Genomic DNA, 17402 nt, shown 5'->3' on the forward strand with positions numbered 1-17402 from the left:
AACAATATGGAAAATCGCTTATAATATTCCAGGGTAGTCTACTTATTATGAACGATAAAAGGTCTTTTAGTCTTTATAAAAAAATTTCATGCCTCGCAATAGGTATAGTTGCTGCAATGGTGACATATTATCTGGCTTCACCATTGTTCATATCAACAGAACTAAATGAACCATTTCCACTCAATACTGCTACTTCAATCTCATATGACAAATTTAATAATATGGCTGAGGTTGAACGGGCCGAAGTTGCAGAAAATATGAGCAAAAGTGAGAAAACCCAGTTAATGATTCAATATGCCAACATTAGTAGTAGTAGTTCGAATAATAAAATTGATGAATTCATAAACGATACAGCTAGGACATCTGAAATGAATAATTCAATAATTTCAGGGTCTTTTATAGGTGTAAATGATGGAATCCACAATGCAGAAGGTATTGCAAAAATTATTCCAATTCAGGATGATGCAAATATACTTAGATTAGAAAACTTAAAGGTTACGAATGGGCCAGATCTTTATGTTTATTTGTCCACAGATAAAAGTGCAACTGACTTTGTTAATCTGGGAAAATTAAAAGCTAATAATGGCAATCAAAATTATAACATTCCTGTTGGTACTGACTTATCTAATTATAATACCGTTTTAATCTGGTGTAAAGCATTTTCAGTTCTATTTGGTAGTGCTGAACTCAAGGATACATAGGAAGATATTAAAAGTTATTGGGTACAGTAGAATGGGATTCATAGCCATTTAAACGAATAAGATCGTATAGTAGACTTGGTCTAACAATAAGAAAAAAATAATTTTTTTATAGATTTTCGTATTACCAATCTAAAATAAATTTATGAACTGGTTATTTTGCTCCTCCAACTCCTGTTGGCATGCTCATGTTCATATTTCCAGCCATGGACTTTGATCCATTTGTAGATGGAAGAAGAGAAAATGTCATCATCCCGTTAGGATCATTTGGATGGCTCTTGTTATATGCGTCGGCTATTTGCAAGGCTAGAGGTTTGGCAATCATATAATGTACTACGTCCTTAGATTGATTGTTTCCATCAACCATGATGCTGTTGGTTACATCTTTATTATTTGCATATGCGACATAACTACCAGGTTTGGTAAAGATACTAGGTTTCGGAACGTGAACTTCTTCGTGAATAAATACATTATTTTTAGGATCATTGAGTCTTTTGAGATCATAGTTGAAAGGCATTGTAAAGCTAATTGAATTATTGTTTGGATGGAATGTGGCGTTACCTACTTTATCATAATACGAAATTAACGTAACTGGCATAGGTTTGCCATCAACATTTAGGTTTACATTATTTGTCGCTCCAATACTCAGCCAACCGTCAAATACAGGTTGTTGGTCATCTGGAATAATGGTACGGGAAAAGTCTACCGTGACTATTCTAACATTAAAGTGATATAAACCACCGTCTAAGAATATTGGACCCGATGCCACGACCGGATTAGATTCACTGCTAGTATATGCATTAAGTATAGGATCTAGCTCGCCATTTACCCGAACTTGACTTTGATTTCTTGGTTGCATTTCTATCGTAAGATTGCCATCAGGGTTGAAAAACCAGTCAGACATTAGTGTTTTATCTCCCTTCTCAACTGTAATCAAATACGTTACTTCTTTAAAGTTTTGATCTGTTTTTGAATCAAATAATCGAAATTGTACTGTTGGTTTTTCACCCTGTTGCTGAATAGTTTGGGTTGTTACTACTGGAGGATTCATCTTTATCAGCAAATCTGCTTTACGATCACCTAATGATGCTGATAGTTGCTCCATGAATAAACCATCGCCGTATACCGTGTTTAAGGTAATTGTGTTACCAGTTACTATTGCAATTGTTAACAGTGTTGCAATCAACTGTGTACAATTGATTCTATTCACATTATTGATTGATTTTTTCAAGTATATAATATCTTTTATACCTCATTTTGTGCTAAACTAGATAATAATGGTGTAGTAGATTCTCAAGTTTAGAATTTGGTATAAGTATATAAAATTATTGTTACCTAAATATATATGAAAGGTTCCTCTTCTATATACTAGAATTTTGAAGAATAGATGATCACAATGGCACAAATGCCAGCATTAATTCCAAAGGAAGTAGAAATTCAAAGACTGAAAAAGATCTATATAATGGTCATAATGCTAGGATCTATTGCTGCGTCAGTAGAAGTTGATAACTTTGTTGATGGATCACTTCATCAGTCTTCCATCAGAGACAGTGCTTTCACACCATCTCACTGGTGGTTATACAGCCACTTTATCGCGTTACCCCTAGGTTGGGGCATGGTTGCAATGTACAGTAGACGGGTTCCTATTTTAAGAGGACCGAACAATTCAATGAACACAGGTCTGAAGATAACCATTATCGGTTATTTGGCAACCATGTTCACAATTGGTATCAACGAATTGTGGCACTTTTGGTTTGTAGAAGAAATATTCTCAGTACCTAACCACTGGATGTTTAACATGGGTGTAGTCGTAGCTTTCATGGGTGCGTTAGCCTTCGTTGTTAGAGTATACGCACGTTTGGTGGAGCTTGGTGCGGAAACGCCTGCAAGAAATCCATACGTAGCAGAATTGTACAAACTAGCATTAGAAGGAAAACTCTACAGCAGATCAGTTCCTTAATTTTTTTTTGTTTGTTTACTCTGTTTCTCTTTGTTTATATTGTATCTAGGAATTCTTCGGTTAAATAATTTTGATTAAATTTTATTTTCTAAATTCAAGAATTGTACGATGTAATGATGTGGTAATCGAACGTGCACAGTATATAATCATGTGATGTATATTGATAATTATGAACGCTGACATGAGAAATGGTAGTCGCTTGTCAGGCATAATAGAGGATATTCCTATCTCAGATTTGATAATTCCTTTAAATAATCTGCGAATTTCAAACAAACTAAATATCGATAAAATCTCTCAATCTATAAGGCAACATGGACTGATACATCCACTTACTGTAAGACCAAAAGATGGCGGCTTTGAAATTGTGGCAGGTTACAGAAGATATTTGGCATGTAAAAATTTAAAGTGGAAAAAAATCCCTTGTCATGTAGTTTATCTTGATGAACCGCAATCATTTGAATTAGCGTTAGTTGAAAATATTAGGAGAAAATCATTTACACCCTTAGAAGAAGCAACGGCCTTTAAATCTTATGTGTCTGACCATGGGTGGGGTAGTGTTGCTAAATTATCTCAGAAAATAGGCAGAAGTCCTAGTGCTATAGTAAGACGTATAGGTTTACTGGAGTTGCCAAATGAAGTATTAGAAGATATTAGGAATTCTGCTTTAAGCCCTAGCATTGCTGAAGAATTAATTCCAATAAAGGACCCGAAGCGACAATCAGAATTAGCCAGACTTGTGGCTAGACGACATTTAACGATTAAACGGTTGCGGAATATCATGAAAGATGACACGTTAACTACAAAAGAGTCAATGGATGTTGAGGACCGAAGTAAGATACAGTCTATTGACAAGTCTATTTCTGTACTAAAAATAGCTATGAGTAGGATAATAACTATAATTGAAGAGGATGCAGAAAAGAATAACGACTTTGCGATACAAGAATTGCTCTTTGAACAAAAGAACAAAATTCATGATCAAATTGATCTCTTATTAAACGCAAGGAAGAAATACTTTAAGAAATATTGCGGTACCGTAAGATAGTTTTAAGATGATAATAGCCTAATTGAAATTTTGTTGTTAGAACACAAAATATGTTTAGTGTAGTAGGCTGATTCGCTAATTAGACGTAAAAATCTTCATCTATTGTTAAACTGATTTAATAAGACATTATCCTTCATCAAATCAAGCGTTTCTCGTACATTTTATAACATTTTGATCACACTCAAAAGGATGATTTCATTAACAAAAGTTTTATATATGTGAATCGAAAAGCACTTGATAAGGGTACAATTGTCCTACCGCAGTTAGTAACATTCTCCATGTAGAGATCAAACATGATGGAGCAACTATATCCTAATAAATAAAATAATCAAAAGAAATTTAATCCATTAAAATTTGGATCATTGTTTTAAAGATTTAGTTTTTGTGACATTACCATTTTTATATTTTCTTTTTCCTATATAGTATTATTATTACGACTAGCGAAATTGGCAAAACAATGATTATTGCATACACAATGTATACTAAGGTTAATGGCGATAACAATACGAAGGAATTTGACACATTCTGAAATTCACTAGTAACATTATATGGATTTTCGTAAACATACGTACCAAATTGTACAAATGAACTCTTGTTATCGGCACTTTCAACCTTAATAATGGTTGGTCCAGTTGAACTGAAGGCAAAAGTCTTTGAAGATGATCCCACCTGAGATATGTCTGAAGTTCTAAAGACTTCGGTGTTGTTCTGCAAAATCACAAAATTATATGGCCATAAGTGCATTCTAGTGTTTTGAGGATATTCAAAAAAATCCATAATGAAATTTATAGGTACATTTGTTGTTATGGAGGAAGGCGTCCATGTAAGCCCTATCTCAACTTTACCGTCATCAGTGAAGTTATACAGTGGAAAATCATCAATTTTATTTTGGAACTCATCGACAGGATATGAAGGAACATTTGTATTATTGCCTTGAACATGTACTATGCCCTCCATCCAAGGATGTATTGTACAAAAATAGTGATATGTTCCTGATTGATTAAATTTTATTGTAGTAGTCTTATCAGGGCCAAATAATCCACTATCAAATGTACCATCTGGCTGCCCTTTGGAATTTGACAATAAACTGTTTATTCCACCACCAATACCACTTGTCACTGTATGAGGTTCTGTATCATTGTTAGTCCATTTTATGGTGTCGTTAACATTAATTGTGACTTCTTTTGGTGAGTACCATTGTTTAGGAGCCAAATTAGTTATATCGACTTCTGGATTGGCAGAGCCCTTTGGTATTGCAATAACCGTCTCATTTGAATTCCTTTCTTGAGCATAAATTGAATTTGATGATTCGATGAAATCATAAAACCAAAAGATACTAACCAATAATAGCAAAATGCAACTTGCTTTTAGAAGAATCATCAGTATAGTTATACTTTGAGATTTATATAATTAGCCATAACATAAAAATGGCAAAGTTGAAATTTATAATTTAACTTTTTTTGTATGCGTTAATTAGTACACTAATATATTATTTTAAATTCCAGATTGCAAATCTCATCAAAAATAATGATTAATACAAGTGCATATCTTAATAACTTGTCATTAGTTGACTCCATTAGTTTTAATCCATCTAATTTTAGCGTACTTAAATAAATTTAAATGATATTTTTAAAATATTATTGAACTAGATTCATGATACATATACACCGATTGCTCAAGGTAACAATTTTGTATATCTTGCTAGAAATATACTAGGTCATTATTGAAGAGGAAATGTAATCAATATCTGCAAATATATGGCTTTGGACTCATCTCTTCTAAAATGTTGACCTTAAAGATCTTGTCAGTTTCTTTGATAAATTGTTGAATCATTTGACTTGTAGGATATCTATCAAATAAGTCAAGTTTACATCGTTTCTAGCCCTCTTAGGGATGATTGAATAGTAGGTAAATGAATCATTTCTTAATACTTATTATCGCTGAGATTTATTGATGCTCATTACTCTCTATTGAAAGGATCAATGCCTTTGTGAGCTAATGTATGACAATTAGTCGGAACTTTAGATTTTTATAAATTGGTTATAAAGCACCATAAGATCTGTTTATGTCTGGCAATTGAATCTATATCTATCAATGAAAAATATGTATAAATTCACATTCTACAGTCAAGATTTTTGATTGGTTTGAAATCTGGTATTAATCTGGAACTGATCTGGAATAATATTTATTATCTAATTCTGGCAATCAACTTTTGATATAAATTGTCAATGAATGAGATTTTAGCAAAAAGCTTTAACAAACCTGACGAAGTAAGGACTTTTGAAAAGGGGAAGGTGGAGATAGTAAACCTAGGCAATATTATAATAGGTAAAGCAACACTTGAACCAGGATGGAGTTGGTCAAAATGCGTAAAACCATTGGTAAATACAGAGAGTTGTCAGGCCCCTCACACCTCCGTTATTATTTCAGGAAAAATGAAAGTAAGAATGGATGATGGAACAGAACTTGAAGGAGGACCAGGAGATTCTGCCATAATACCACCAGGCCATGATGCATGGGTAGTAGGTGATGAACCGTGTGTATCAATTGACTTTACTGGAATGGGAGACTATGCAAAGAAAACAGAGTAACTGATATTTGGATGATAATGAGAACAAAAACATTTTACTTTTATTTTTGTTTTCTGATAATTCGCTGTAAATTAAGTAAAGGTTGTATTCTTACACGGTTACTTATTTTAATTATGTTATCTTTTGTAAAAATATTTTGTTGCTAATCGTTGACCATTACTACACTCTGTCAAGGGTTTATTATATTATATTTCAAATTAGGCAAAAAAATTAAGAGGTTTTTATAAGTGTTCTAAAGTGATCAATGTTTTTGTTCATTTCTTCGTTGAATGATTCTTCGGTATAGCCATGTACTTCAATTCCATGCTTTTTCGCATTTTCAAATAACTCTTCCTCAGTTTCGCCATACATGGTATGGGTACAAACAGGATCTCCTGCATCTTTACAGTTTATGCTTAATGTCATTGATTCCAATCTTTTAATTAAGATATTAAGCATATCGCTTTTTATGGCTTAACTTGCGAGTCGTTACTATAGAATAACAAGAATTACATTTTTGTTTCTTATTCGATCATTATTTTATATCTGGTATTCTGTTATTTCAAGATCATTAGTTTGTCATGTTGTGTCTAATGATTCATTAATAAAATAATTACAATGTTTGTTTAGATTTGATGTAACCCAAATTTTGAAAGGTTTAGTAGCCTCACAATAAATATCTATAATACTTGTTGAATTACTATGTAGTTTTGATGTCCTCAATAATGATAAAGAAATAGGAAAGACGAATAAAGGTAAAAAGATGGAATCAAATTGGTTCGGAGGCTTTGAATTCATGAGGTATATGATAACTGGATTAAATACTTTTTACATTAACTGAACCATTTCGTCTGACAACAAAGAAAGAAAAAATTATAATGGATCCTATTGGTTTGGTAATAAATATTATGAGTCCAGTTTTTTAACTTTTTTAAAATAAATCATGTAGTAACTATTAGATAAGATGAAGATTATTGTTTGTTCTGGCCTCCTTACTTTCTCAAATACTCTTGTTTAATGGCCTCCAACTTTTCGAGAGAAATGGGCTTCAAACAAACCTCTTTTACACCTATTTCTAGAAATTTTTCTGCATCCTCATCTTTAAATACTGAAGCAGTAAATATGACAATATTTTTATTTTCTATACATTGTCTTTTTAATTCATTTAATATATCTAATCCTGAATACTCTGGAATTGCAATATCAAGTAAAATCAAATCATAATTATTATTTTGTATTTCTGTAAGGCCTTCTCGCCCATTATTTACCGAAATACATTCTATATTATCTAATTCAAAAAAGTCTTTTACCACTTCGGTCACGCTTTCATTATCATCCACAATTAATACCTTCATCAATAGCATATTCTTGGAAAATTTTGTTATTAATACTTATTTACAAAAATGCGAATCTAGTGAAAATTTGAATGACACACCATTCCGATAAGCCGGATCGATCCATATTTTTTTACAATGAAACTCTATTATCCATTTACAAAAGGCTTAACTTAAGCCTGATCTATCAATTTTTTTTAGCAAGCCAGTATCTTTCTGATAGAATTTTTTAAAAAGATTTTATCTCTTTTCTTCATTGATTACCACTTTGTTATCTTCTGTAGTAAAAATTTTTTATTAATATTCTTACCAATTTCATTACGATAAATAGTATTAGGTATTGATTCATTAATTCTTATTTTAATAATTTCATTCTCATTGAAAACATGATCTAGTATATTATTTACCAATTTATATTACACTTGACTAATTCGGACAGGATCATATGGAACTTTACCGTCCGGATTTATACTTAATTCAAAAGTAATATTTTTTCCTTTTTTGATGGATCTAATCCAGACTTATCTGTTTCAACTAGTTCATGTTCACAACAAAAACAGATGGATTTAATGATTCCGTTCATTATGATATAAATAGATATATGTGGTGCAATAGTTCTCCATTTGACGAAATATTATAGCTCGAAGGTATTTTATTCCATGTGTGTCTGCTAGAAATAAAACGCCTCCATAATATTTCTATCGGGGCCTGTATTTGTAATTTTCATGCCTATATCTTAGGCTTTGGAGAACCTCTGAGAGGCTATATTTCATAAAGCGAAACCATATTACCATTTGAAACTGGATGTAAAATATCATCCTCTAAGAATATTCACATAAAGTAAAAGGATTTCTGAATTCATCGTACTGGTGAAACCTTGATCAAGACTGGCTCAGAATACATAACGGTTTTGGATAACAATAGAGCCTAAAAAAGTAAGGAAATTCTCACACTCTTTTTTGCTAAAAATATCCAAGAAACTTCTTTGTTGCCCAAAGATTCATTGCTTGCGAGTTTAGTCAAAGTACATCAAAAGCATTATCCAGTTTTCATCGACGGTGAAAGAGTCTAACACCTAACAATGACCTGCAGGTTTTTGAATCGGAAACACCATATCTATTCTTTTATTGGCAAAGAAGAGAAGTTTCTTATAATTTATTAAAGAAGCCAGCAAACCTTACTGACTTTCAGAATTAAATTCAATAATTTTTCTAGATGGTATTCTATGATCTTTATTCATTCGAGTATGAAATAACGTAAAATCATGATTGATGGTCATCTTCATTACCTCAAAAGCCTCCATATGTGTAATTTTTGGGTCTAACCTTGTTTGAAATGCCCTGTATTCTGCCAAACCCATTACTGAATTAGAACTAAGGAATAATTTTGACTTTTGTGATCCATAAAGTTCGATTATTTTTACCTTTTCATCTATTACATTAGATATATCATTGAAAATTGCTGGTAGAAAATTTCTAGTTGTTGGGTTTTCATAACCCAAGATATTAGGAGCAAATCTGCCTGCTTCTACAGTTGCTTCAGCTATTGATCTGTGGTCATGATGATTATCTTTAAGTGGATGAGTAAAGATTATATCGGCATTCGACTTTTTTATAAAAAACTCGATTGAATTTATTAGTTCTTTAGTGAGGTATACAGCAGAGTCTTCGTAATCATCAATCCACAATGTTTTTGCACCTATATATTTTGCTGAATTTATAATTTCATTAGATCTTTTTACAACTGATCCTGCACTTGATCCTCTCGTAACTACATACATGAAAACATTTATACCCTGTCGGACTGCGTTAAGAAGAGTTCCTCCACATCCAAGTTCGATATCATCTGGGTGCGCGCCTACAGCTAATATATTCATCTACTTTTCTATTTTTATCCAATTAACATATATTTATTTAATTCTGTTCCATTTATGGTTACAGAAACAAGACAAAGTTAATTCGTGTAAGAAATTATGTTGGCAAAAATTAATCATTTAAATAAAAGTAGAATCAAAATTTATACTTCATGCAATATTCGGATGAATATAGTAAGTTTATTACACGATCTATTGATGAATGTTTTATTTTGCTTGATAATCCTTCATATGAAAATTATAAAAAACTACGCCATGAACTTGACCAGATTATTTCTTATTCTAAACTAGAGGATCATTCAAATATTCAAATTATTACAGATAAAATAACGTATATAGTTGACTCATTAGTAGCAGGACATTTAAGCTCATCGATAATTCTGGATATTCTTACCAGAAGTTTAAAAAAAATAAAAGATGACATAAGCTTTCAAAATCATGTATTGGATTTGGATTTGATTGAAGAAATCAAGATGAATTATAATATTATGAAAGCAGATGAAAAGGATTTTATTTATACAAAGAATTTAAAAGTCCTGTTAATATCCGCCGATGAATTTCTCTCTAACCTTATCTTAAAAAATGTCGATACTTCTATTGATTTAACTGTAATTCAAAATTACAACAAAGCTTTTGACATCATGCACACGACTATTTTTGATATTGTAGTTTGTGATATTTTGGAAGATAGTACATTAACTGAGGATTTTATTATGGGATACTCCAAAACCATTCCTATAGCAATTTTTTACAGAGCCGGTTATTTACATCTAGTTTTAAAAGCAGCCAAACTTGGGATAAAAAAAATAATATCATTAGATGAAATGGCGGTAAAATACTTGGTAAAAACACTACATCGAATATATGTGGACTGGACCAAGGAAAAAAAGAAAATTTTACTGAGACCTGTTTTGGAAAACCCAAATACGAGGGTAGTCCTAAGTGATATGCTGTTAACTGAATTACCAATTTTTCAAAGAGTAAGAAGTTTTTTTACAAATGAGATTGATATGAATCATGCAATTAAAGAATCTTATGATTTGAAGATCAATGAGTTGATAAAATCAAATTCAGATATGATAGATTCTTTGGTAAAGGAAAGATTTTTGATTAAACAAAAAGTCAAAAATGTTTTGGTTTGTCCTAATTGTGATTCTATTGATCTCGATCTGAATTATCAGTGCAATTCATGTGATAATCTGTTATTTACAAAGTACAATGAAGTATTTATTCATAGAAGTTGTAATTATGCGGGTCTTAAACATGTCTTCGCAGTAGGAAACAATTTTTATTGTCCTGGGTGTAATAAAAAAATTTCTATTTTGGATGACTGTATCAAAGAGCCCTCCTACCATTGTCAAAAGTGTTCTGCATTTTTTACGACTCCCTTTACAAATTATAGATGCAATTTCTGCGACTTCGGGCCATTTACATATATACAAGGAAAACTGAAAACGGTATATAGATATGATATTAATCCATTGTTTGAAATGGAATTCAAAAGGAATTTTTTTATCTTACAAAGATTAAGTGATTATCTCACCCAATCAGGTTACAATGTTTCTTATAATGAAAAATCAAACAAGAATGTCACAACAGAAACATTCTTTGATTTGGTAGCAAGAAAAGCAGATCAAACAATGATCTTTGTTATTCTGACATCACATTTAGAATATAATATAGAGTTGCTATATCATATCGAAACACTGCATAGTGGATCTGAGAATATTACTCCTATTGTAATTTCCTTAAATGAGCCTGATCAGCTGATAATTAACTTGCTGTTGAAATTTGATATTTTCCTTATAGTTTCGGATAACGACAAAGAGATCCTCGCTAAAACAAAGGAATATCTAACAACAATTTAGTGCAGTCCATTCAATAGGATCGGCTCTGTTAACCTAATAAAATGATATAGCTTGAAGATATTTTATTCCATGTTTGCTCACCAGAAATAAAACGCCTCCAGAATATGTCTATTTGGGCAGTTTTTGTATTTTTCAGGACTATATCTTAGGCTTGGGAGAACCTCTGAGAGACTATCTTATTTCATAAAGCAAAACCATGTTTTATTTGCCAAAAAGTGGAACTAGATATAAAATACCATCCTCTAAAAATATCCACATAAAGTAAAAGGATTTCTAAATTCATTGTATAGATGAAACCTTGATCAAGACTGACTCAGAATACATATTGGCTTTGGATAGCAATAGAGCCTAAAAAAAGTAAGGAAATTCTCGCACTCTTTTTTGCTAACAATGTCCAAGAAAAGAAACATGTTTGTTGTCCAAAGATTCCTTGCTTGCTGGTTTAGTCAGAGTACATCGAAAGCATTATCCAGTTTTCACCGACGGTGAAAGAGCCTGGCACCCAAAAATGATTTGCAGGGTTTTGAATCTGAAACACTATATCTATTCTTTTTTTGGCAAATAAGAGAAGAGCCCAGGGGATAAAAAGAAAAAGATGCAGTACATAAAGGACAGAACTGAAAGTTTCGATGACTACTTTCCTTACAGAGTAAAGAATTTCAAACTAAATCGTGTGATAAATTGGTTGAATCTATTTGTATGTAAACACAATAATGATATAATAGCTTAGTTAGAGCCCTCATTTGTATTTTTTTGAATTTATTAACTACAAATGCTTTAAAAATGGATTTGTAATAAGGTAAAGATTCGGCAATTATTAGATTAATACTTTTCTCTAACTCCTTTATTTGCTTGTCATTATCAGAAGTGACAGCGATAGTGTAAGTGGTAGTATTCAGCATTTACTAATTTATTAAATTAAAAAACTCTGCGTCACTACTAATGACTACCACGTAGGGGATGGGATTTCAATCCGTTTCTTGCATTCACGGGTTTATACTTAATTAGGCAGAAACAAAATTTAAGAAAATGGCTCGATCTTGTTATTATTTACAAATAACTAAGTCTATGAGTTCTATTAATCAATTTATGACATATCAATCAACAGAGCATATAGGTCATTGAATAAATCACAAAAGAATTAAGATGATGTAGTATTCACCGTTTAAATCTGAGTTTGGCTAGAGTCTGTCGAAAATTCCAGATGTTTTTCAGACGGCTTGGCAATTATTCATATATAGAAGAATGATTTCTTTGCGAAGGATTATTGAATTTTAGACCTTTGGAACTTTCCTTTCTAACATCCTCATTTGTTAATACCTTTTTCTTCTTATGAATTTTATTCTGATTATCTACATCTGTCGCTCCAGTATTATCTTCTGCTTTCTTACTGTTTAGATAGGTTTTTGCATTTTGAATAGAAGACAAACCGATATCATTTGTTACGAATGTATAACTATCATCACTTTTCTGGTTATCTTTTAATACCCTAATTTTTGATTTCTTTTTCATTATTTTCATCTTTCCGAACAATTTTAGAGTTTCTTAGAATTTGTTTAGCTGTAGGCAATCAAATTGGAAATAAACCCACTGAAGTTTAATTAACAATGACAATTAGATCACGAACTAAAAAAAATACTAAACAGAAAAATTCAAGGAAGAAAGTCTAGCAAATTATTCTAAATTGTAATAAATCCAAATATATTTAAAATTTGCTATTTCTTTTTAGATTATACTTTGCTAAAGTTTAAGGTTAGGTAAATATTGATTGACTAGCGATGAGTATACGGATAACAACGACAAACCGATTAAACTTGGTTTACGTCCAAACATCAAGCAGTTCTTAGTTCTCGTGTTGGTCAATGCTTTCGTTGGGTCTATGATTGGATTAGAACAAACCGTGGTTCCTCTCATTGGAGCAAAGGAATTCGATATTCAATCAAACGCTCTGATAGTGTCTTTTATCGCAAGCTTTGGACTAGTAAAGGCAATTCTGAATCTTTTTGCGGGTAAAATCTCTGACAAATGGGGTAGGAAAAATGTGTTAATCCTTGGATGGCTGTTTGGAATACCTGTTCCTGTTTTATTATTGGCAGCACCGGATTGGAACTGGATAATAATAGCAAACATCTTTCTCGGTATCAATCAGGGCTTGGCTTGGTCTATGACTGTAAATATGAAGATAGATCTTGTAGGAAAAGAGAAAAGAGGATTTGCACTTGGATTCAATGAGTTTTCAGGATACTTTGCAGTAGCTATTGTAGGTTTTATAACCGGATATCTCGCCTCTATGTACGGGTTAAAACCCTATCCGTTTTATCTTGGATTTACTTTTGTTGTTCTCGGACTGTTGATTTCTTGGTTAATAGTGAAGGATACGAGAGAATTTACTTTTTTAGAAATGAAAACTCAAGATGAAAATAAGACCTTAGAAATCAATAATGGTAATGTAAACAGGAATTTGGGGTTTGTTAAAGTATTTTTACAAACTTCTTGGAAAAACCGTTCTTTGTTAGCAATTAGTCAAGCTGGACTAGTAAATAATTTGATATTTGGAGTTTCATGGGGTTTGTTTACTTTATATTTTTCATCATACGGACTAGGCACAAATGATATCGGATTATTGAAGGCACTGCATCCAGGAATTTGGGGTATAGTGCAACTTGCGACAGGATTTCTGTCGGACAAAGTAGGACGGAAAATTCTCGTATTTCCAGGACTGTTTATACAGAGCATAGGAATATGGACAATACTATATTCGCAAGAGTTCTTTGGCTGGGTTGTAGGAATGTCATTTTTAGGCTTAGGAACGGCTTTGGTGTATCCGACTTTACTGGCAGCAATTAGTGATATAGCACATCCTAACTGGAGAGCTACTTCCTTAGGAGTATACAGATTTTGGAGAGACATGGGATTTGTTATTGGAGCGATTGTAATCGGATTCATCTCTGATTTATTTGATATGTTTATTGCAATTCAAATAGTTGCATGGATTGGAGTAGCGTCCGGTATTGTTGTTATATTATTAATGAAGGAAATCAAAACATGAGATTTTAAATATTTCACTATCTAGGGGCATAAAAAATTATTGCAGTACCTATTAGCACAATTGTTCCTCCAATAATCTCATATCTATCGGGTCTTTTCTTATCTATAAGCAAACCCCAAGCAATTGCCATAACCACAAATATTCCACCATATGCTGCATATACTCTACCAAAATTAGATGGTTGAAGTGTTGGAATTATTCCATAAATAAAGAGAAAGACACCTCCGATTAATCCAAAACTGATTCTTTTTCTCTCTTTTAACCAAAGCCATACAAGATATCCCCCACCTATTTCCAACAATGCAGCAAATACAAAAAGACCTACTGTGGAAAGAATTAATGTGAAGCTATGATCAATTGGAGGAATCGATACCAATTTTTTCTTTCTCTTTACGTGGATAATAGAATATGATAATTACACCTATCACAGCAACTATAATTCCAATTATATCGTACATATCAGGAATTATTCTTTCAAAAAAATAACCCCAACTAATAGCCATTATGATAAAAATTCCTCCGTATGTTGCATAGGTTCTATGAAAATGAGTTTTTTGAAAGGTCGGAATCACTCCGTACATAAACAATACAAATCCTCCTAGTACACCAAAAATCCAACTATAACTTTCTCTTAACCACAACCATACAAGATATCCTCCACCAATTTCACATAACCCTGCAATAAAGAAGAAGAATAAAGAGTACAGGATATCTTTAAACCTAATCAATAAACTCAGTTAGTTTTTCAATTTAATGATTATTATTTGTTTGACCATTTTCTCATCCATTGAAGCAGGTTGATTATCGATCCAACAAGTTCTTGTCCCTTTGGAGTTAATCTATACTCTACTCGAGGTGGAATCTCATTAAAGGATTGTCTGTTTAGAATGCCACTCTTTTCTAGTTCTTTCAAACGTATTGTAAGAGTCTTACTACTGAAACCTTTCATTGATTTTCTAAATGTGACATATCTTACAGGATCAGTGGAACAACATAGTGGTATCAAGATTTCTAGAGTTCCTCTTTTAGTAATTATACTTCTCAATTGAGATGTTTCTTTCATTAAACTTTCAATATCATAACCATAGAAATTGCAAGGATTATTATCGTCCTCAAGTATTGGTAGCTTCGATAATTTTATGGTTGTTTTGGCATGTTCCTTTTCTTTTGGTTTCTGTGATTTCACTTACTTTACTCTTTTACTCTTACCAATTTATATAGTTTACCTAGTAAACTAAAGGTAATGAGTAAACAATCAAATATAAAAAACAAGATTAAGGAGCAATATGGAACAATAGCATTAGCAGATGGTTCGCTAACATGTCGTTCTTCATCTTCTGGATGTTGCGGCACCAGTGAGACAGCGGTAGTTTCACCAATAGAATCATCAAAAATAGTCGGGTACAATCAGAACGATTTGAATTCCATTCCTAAGTCGTCTATCCTAGGTTTGGGTTGTGGTAATCCATCCACCTTCGCTCATCTTAAAGATGGTGATATAGTAGTCGACTTAGGTTCTGGAGCAGGTATTGATGTATTTTTAGCCGCAAATATCGTCAAAGAAAAAGGAAAGGTCATCGGTATCGATTTAACAGACGCTATGTTAGAGAAGGCAAGAAAAAACGCCCAAATTCACGGATACCAGAACGTAGAGTTTAGGAAGGGTGATATAGAGGAAAAAATTCCAGTAGAGGATAATTCTGTCGATGTAGTTATTAGCAATTGTGTTATCAACTTAACAGAAGATAAGGTCAACACATTCAAAGAAATTCATAGAATCTTAAAACCAAATGGAGTAGGAAAATTGATAATCTCAGATGTAGTGACCTCCAGAGAAGTAGAAAAGGCGTTAATCAACGAGGCTAATTGGTGTGGCTGCATTGACGGAGCTTTAACAAAAGATAATTATTTGGACAGTATTAAGAAAGCGGGTTTTACTAGCATCGAGATCTTAGAGGAGAGACTAGGTAACGTAGTTGAGGATCTAAATGAGGACATTGAAAAGAAGACTAGGAATATAACAAGTATTACTGTAAAGGCATTTAAAAATTGAATAAGCGGATACGAACTTCTTGCACAAATTAAATGAATAATTTCAAATAAACCCTTTTTTAGACATCCTTCTTTTAGTTTCTGTAACTTCACTTAGTTTACCCCATTTCTCTTACCAACTTAAATAGTTTTTCTAGTAAACCTATATCTATGGGTAAACCATTACAATTAAAAGATAAAATCAAAGAGCAATATGGAAAAATTGCTTTGGATGGTAATTCTAATTCATGTTGTATGCCCTGTAGTGATTGCTGTGGTACTCCGTCTGAAATTTTCTTAACTCCGTTTGAATCATCAAAGGCTGTTGGATATGATCCTGACAAATTGAAGCTCATTCCCGAATCCTCAGTATTAGGAGTAGGTTGTGGAAACCCTACTATATTTGCAGATATTGACGAAGGTGATACCGTAGTTGACTTAGGTTCTGGAGCAGGTATTGATGTATTTCTTGCAGCCAATCTTGTGAAAGAAAGTGGAAAGGTTATTGGAATCGATATGACAGAAAATATGCTCCAAAAAGCAAGAGAAAACGCTGATAAATATGGATATAAAAAGGTCGAATTTAGATATGGTGATATTGAGAAAAGAATACCGGTTGAAGATAATTCTGTGGATTTAGTTATAAGTAACTGTGTTATTAATCTGACAACCAATAAGGAATGTACTTTTAGAGAAATTTACCGAATCCTTAAACCTGAAGGAAAAGGAAAAATGGTCATATCAGATTTGGTCACCTCCAAAGAAATTGATGGAGATTCTGTAAATACAGACAATTGGTGTAATTGTATCGATGGTGCACTAACAAAGGAACACTATATTGATAGTATTAAAAAAGCGGGTTTTACCAACATTGAGATATTAGATAAAAAATTATACATGGAATTAGAAGACAAAGAGGATCAAGAAAAAAGACAAATCACTAGTATTTCTATCAAGGCAGTTAAAGAGTAAAAAGA

General features: G+C 32.3%; 17 protein-coding genes. 8 read left to right on the forward strand and 9 right to left on the reverse strand.

Translation table 11 applies throughout. The annotated features are described in order from the left end of the window. Positions 1–47: 47 nt before the first annotated feature. A complete protein-coding gene (locus tag F1Z66_RS04520; protein ID WP_230207451.1) occupies positions 48–701 on the forward strand; it encodes a DM13 domain-containing protein in 654 nt (217 codons plus the stop codon). A gap of 151 nt (positions 702–852) precedes the next feature. Here F1Z66_RS04520 and F1Z66_RS04525 read toward each other — a convergent pair whose 3' ends face one another. Beyond that, positions 853–1929: a hypothetical protein gene (locus F1Z66_RS04525; protein ID WP_149862422.1), complete on the reverse strand. Its 1077-nt coding sequence runs from the start codon at positions 1927–1929 to the stop codon at positions 853–855. A gap of 165 nt (positions 1930–2094) precedes the next feature. Between F1Z66_RS04525 and F1Z66_RS04530 the strand changes: the two genes are divergently transcribed. After that, positions 2095–2658: a methane monooxygenase/ammonia monooxygenase subunit C gene (locus tag F1Z66_RS04530; protein WP_149862423.1), complete on the forward strand. Its 564-nt coding sequence runs from the start codon at positions 2095–2097 to the stop codon at positions 2656–2658. Between the two features lie 169 nt (positions 2659–2827). Next, a complete protein-coding gene (locus tag F1Z66_RS04535) occupies positions 2828–3700 on the forward strand; it encodes a ParB/RepB/Spo0J family partition protein (RefSeq protein WP_149862424.1) in 873 nt (290 codons plus the stop codon). 399 nt (positions 3701–4099) lie between these two features. On the opposite strand, the gene F1Z66_RS04540 is transcribed toward F1Z66_RS04535, so the two are convergent. Continuing rightward, a complete protein-coding gene (locus F1Z66_RS04540) occupies positions 4100–5044 on the reverse strand; it encodes a cupredoxin domain-containing protein (RefSeq protein ID WP_159357471.1) in 945 nt (314 codons plus the stop codon). Between the two features lie 884 nt (positions 5045–5928). Between F1Z66_RS04540 and F1Z66_RS04545 the strand changes: the two genes are divergently transcribed. Beyond that, on the forward strand, positions 5929–6291 hold the full coding sequence (locus F1Z66_RS04545; protein ID WP_149862426.1) for a cupin domain-containing protein: 363 nt from the start codon (positions 5929–5931) through the stop codon (positions 6289–6291). 210 nt (positions 6292–6501) lie between these two features. Here the strand turns inward: F1Z66_RS04545 and F1Z66_RS04550 are convergent, their stop codons facing one another. The 3 genes from F1Z66_RS04550 to F1Z66_RS04560 form a co-directional block, all read right to left on the reverse strand. Further along, the gene (locus F1Z66_RS04550; RefSeq protein ID WP_159357472.1) at positions 6502–6696 is read right to left on the reverse strand and encodes a DUF1059 domain-containing protein; all 195 of its coding nucleotides are present in this window, start codon (positions 6694–6696) and stop codon (positions 6502–6504) included. A 566-nt stretch (positions 6697–7262) separates the two neighbouring features. Beyond that, the gene (locus F1Z66_RS04555; protein WP_195907475.1) at positions 7263–7610 is read right to left on the reverse strand and encodes a response regulator; all 348 of its coding nucleotides are present in this window, start codon (positions 7608–7610) and stop codon (positions 7263–7265) included. A gap of 1171 nt (positions 7611–8781) precedes the next feature. Beyond that, the gene (locus F1Z66_RS04560) at positions 8782–9480 is read right to left on the reverse strand and encodes a PIG-L deacetylase family protein (RefSeq protein ID WP_149862429.1); all 699 of its coding nucleotides are present in this window, start codon (positions 9478–9480) and stop codon (positions 8782–8784) included. A 149-nt stretch (positions 9481–9629) separates the two neighbouring features. Here F1Z66_RS04560 and F1Z66_RS04565 point away from each other — a divergent pair, with 149 nt between their 5' ends. Further along, on the forward strand, positions 9630–11345 hold the full coding sequence (locus F1Z66_RS04565) for a hypothetical protein (protein WP_195907476.1): 1716 nt from the start codon (positions 9630–9632) through the stop codon (positions 11343–11345). Positions 11346–12572: 1227 nt separating this feature from the next. Here the strand turns inward: F1Z66_RS04565 and F1Z66_RS04570 are convergent. After that, positions 12573–12857, reverse strand: a complete 285-nt coding sequence (locus F1Z66_RS04570) for a hypothetical protein (protein ID WP_149862431.1) — start codon at positions 12855–12857, stop codon at positions 12573–12575. Between the two features lie 256 nt (positions 12858–13113). Between F1Z66_RS04570 and F1Z66_RS04575 the strand changes: the two genes are divergently transcribed. Next, complete coding sequence (locus tag F1Z66_RS04575; RefSeq protein WP_201448576.1) at positions 13114–14394, forward strand: MFS transporter; 1281 nt, start codon at positions 13114–13116, stop codon at positions 14392–14394. Positions 14395–14410: 16 nt separating this feature from the next. Here F1Z66_RS04575 and F1Z66_RS04580 read toward each other — a convergent pair whose 3' ends face one another. The 3 genes from F1Z66_RS04580 to F1Z66_RS04590 are packed head-to-tail and all read right to left on the reverse strand — an operon-like array spanning position 14411 to position 15580. Beyond that, positions 14411–14770, reverse strand: coding sequence for a YnfA family protein (locus F1Z66_RS04580; protein ID WP_201448577.1), 360 nt, complete (start codon positions 14768–14770; stop codon positions 14411–14413). Further along, positions 14748–15122, reverse strand: a complete 375-nt coding sequence (locus F1Z66_RS04585) for a YnfA family protein (RefSeq protein ID WP_201448578.1) — start codon at positions 15120–15122, stop codon at positions 14748–14750. The genes F1Z66_RS04580 and F1Z66_RS04585 overlap by 23 nt, the downstream gene beginning before the upstream one ends. Before the next feature lie 32 nt (positions 15123–15154). After that, entirely contained in the window at positions 15155–15580 is a 426-nt protein-coding gene (locus F1Z66_RS04590; protein ID WP_230207452.1) for a winged helix-turn-helix transcriptional regulator, read from the reverse strand. Positions 15581–15637: 57 nt separating this feature from the next. Between F1Z66_RS04590 and arsM (F1Z66_RS04595) the strand changes: the two genes are divergently transcribed. Both arsM (F1Z66_RS04595) and arsM (F1Z66_RS04600) read left to right on the forward strand, forming a co-directional pair. Beyond that, positions 15638–16447: an arsenite methyltransferase gene (arsM, locus tag F1Z66_RS04595; protein ID WP_149862432.1), complete on the forward strand. Its 810-nt coding sequence runs from the start codon at positions 15638–15640 to the stop codon at positions 16445–16447. 149 nt (positions 16448–16596) lie between these two features. After that, positions 16597–17397 (forward strand): arsenite methyltransferase, encoded by an 801-nt coding sequence (gene arsM / locus F1Z66_RS04600; RefSeq protein WP_149862433.1) that lies wholly within the window; start codon positions 16597–16599, stop codon positions 17395–17397. The last annotated feature ends 5 nt before the right edge of the window (positions 17398–17402 follow it).

Origin of the sequence: Candidatus Nitrosocosmicus agrestis (genome assembly GCF_008389435.1) — an archaeon.
GTDB classification, from domain to species: Archaea; Thermoproteota; Nitrososphaeria; order Nitrososphaerales; family Nitrososphaeraceae; genus Nitrosocosmicus; species Nitrosocosmicus agrestis.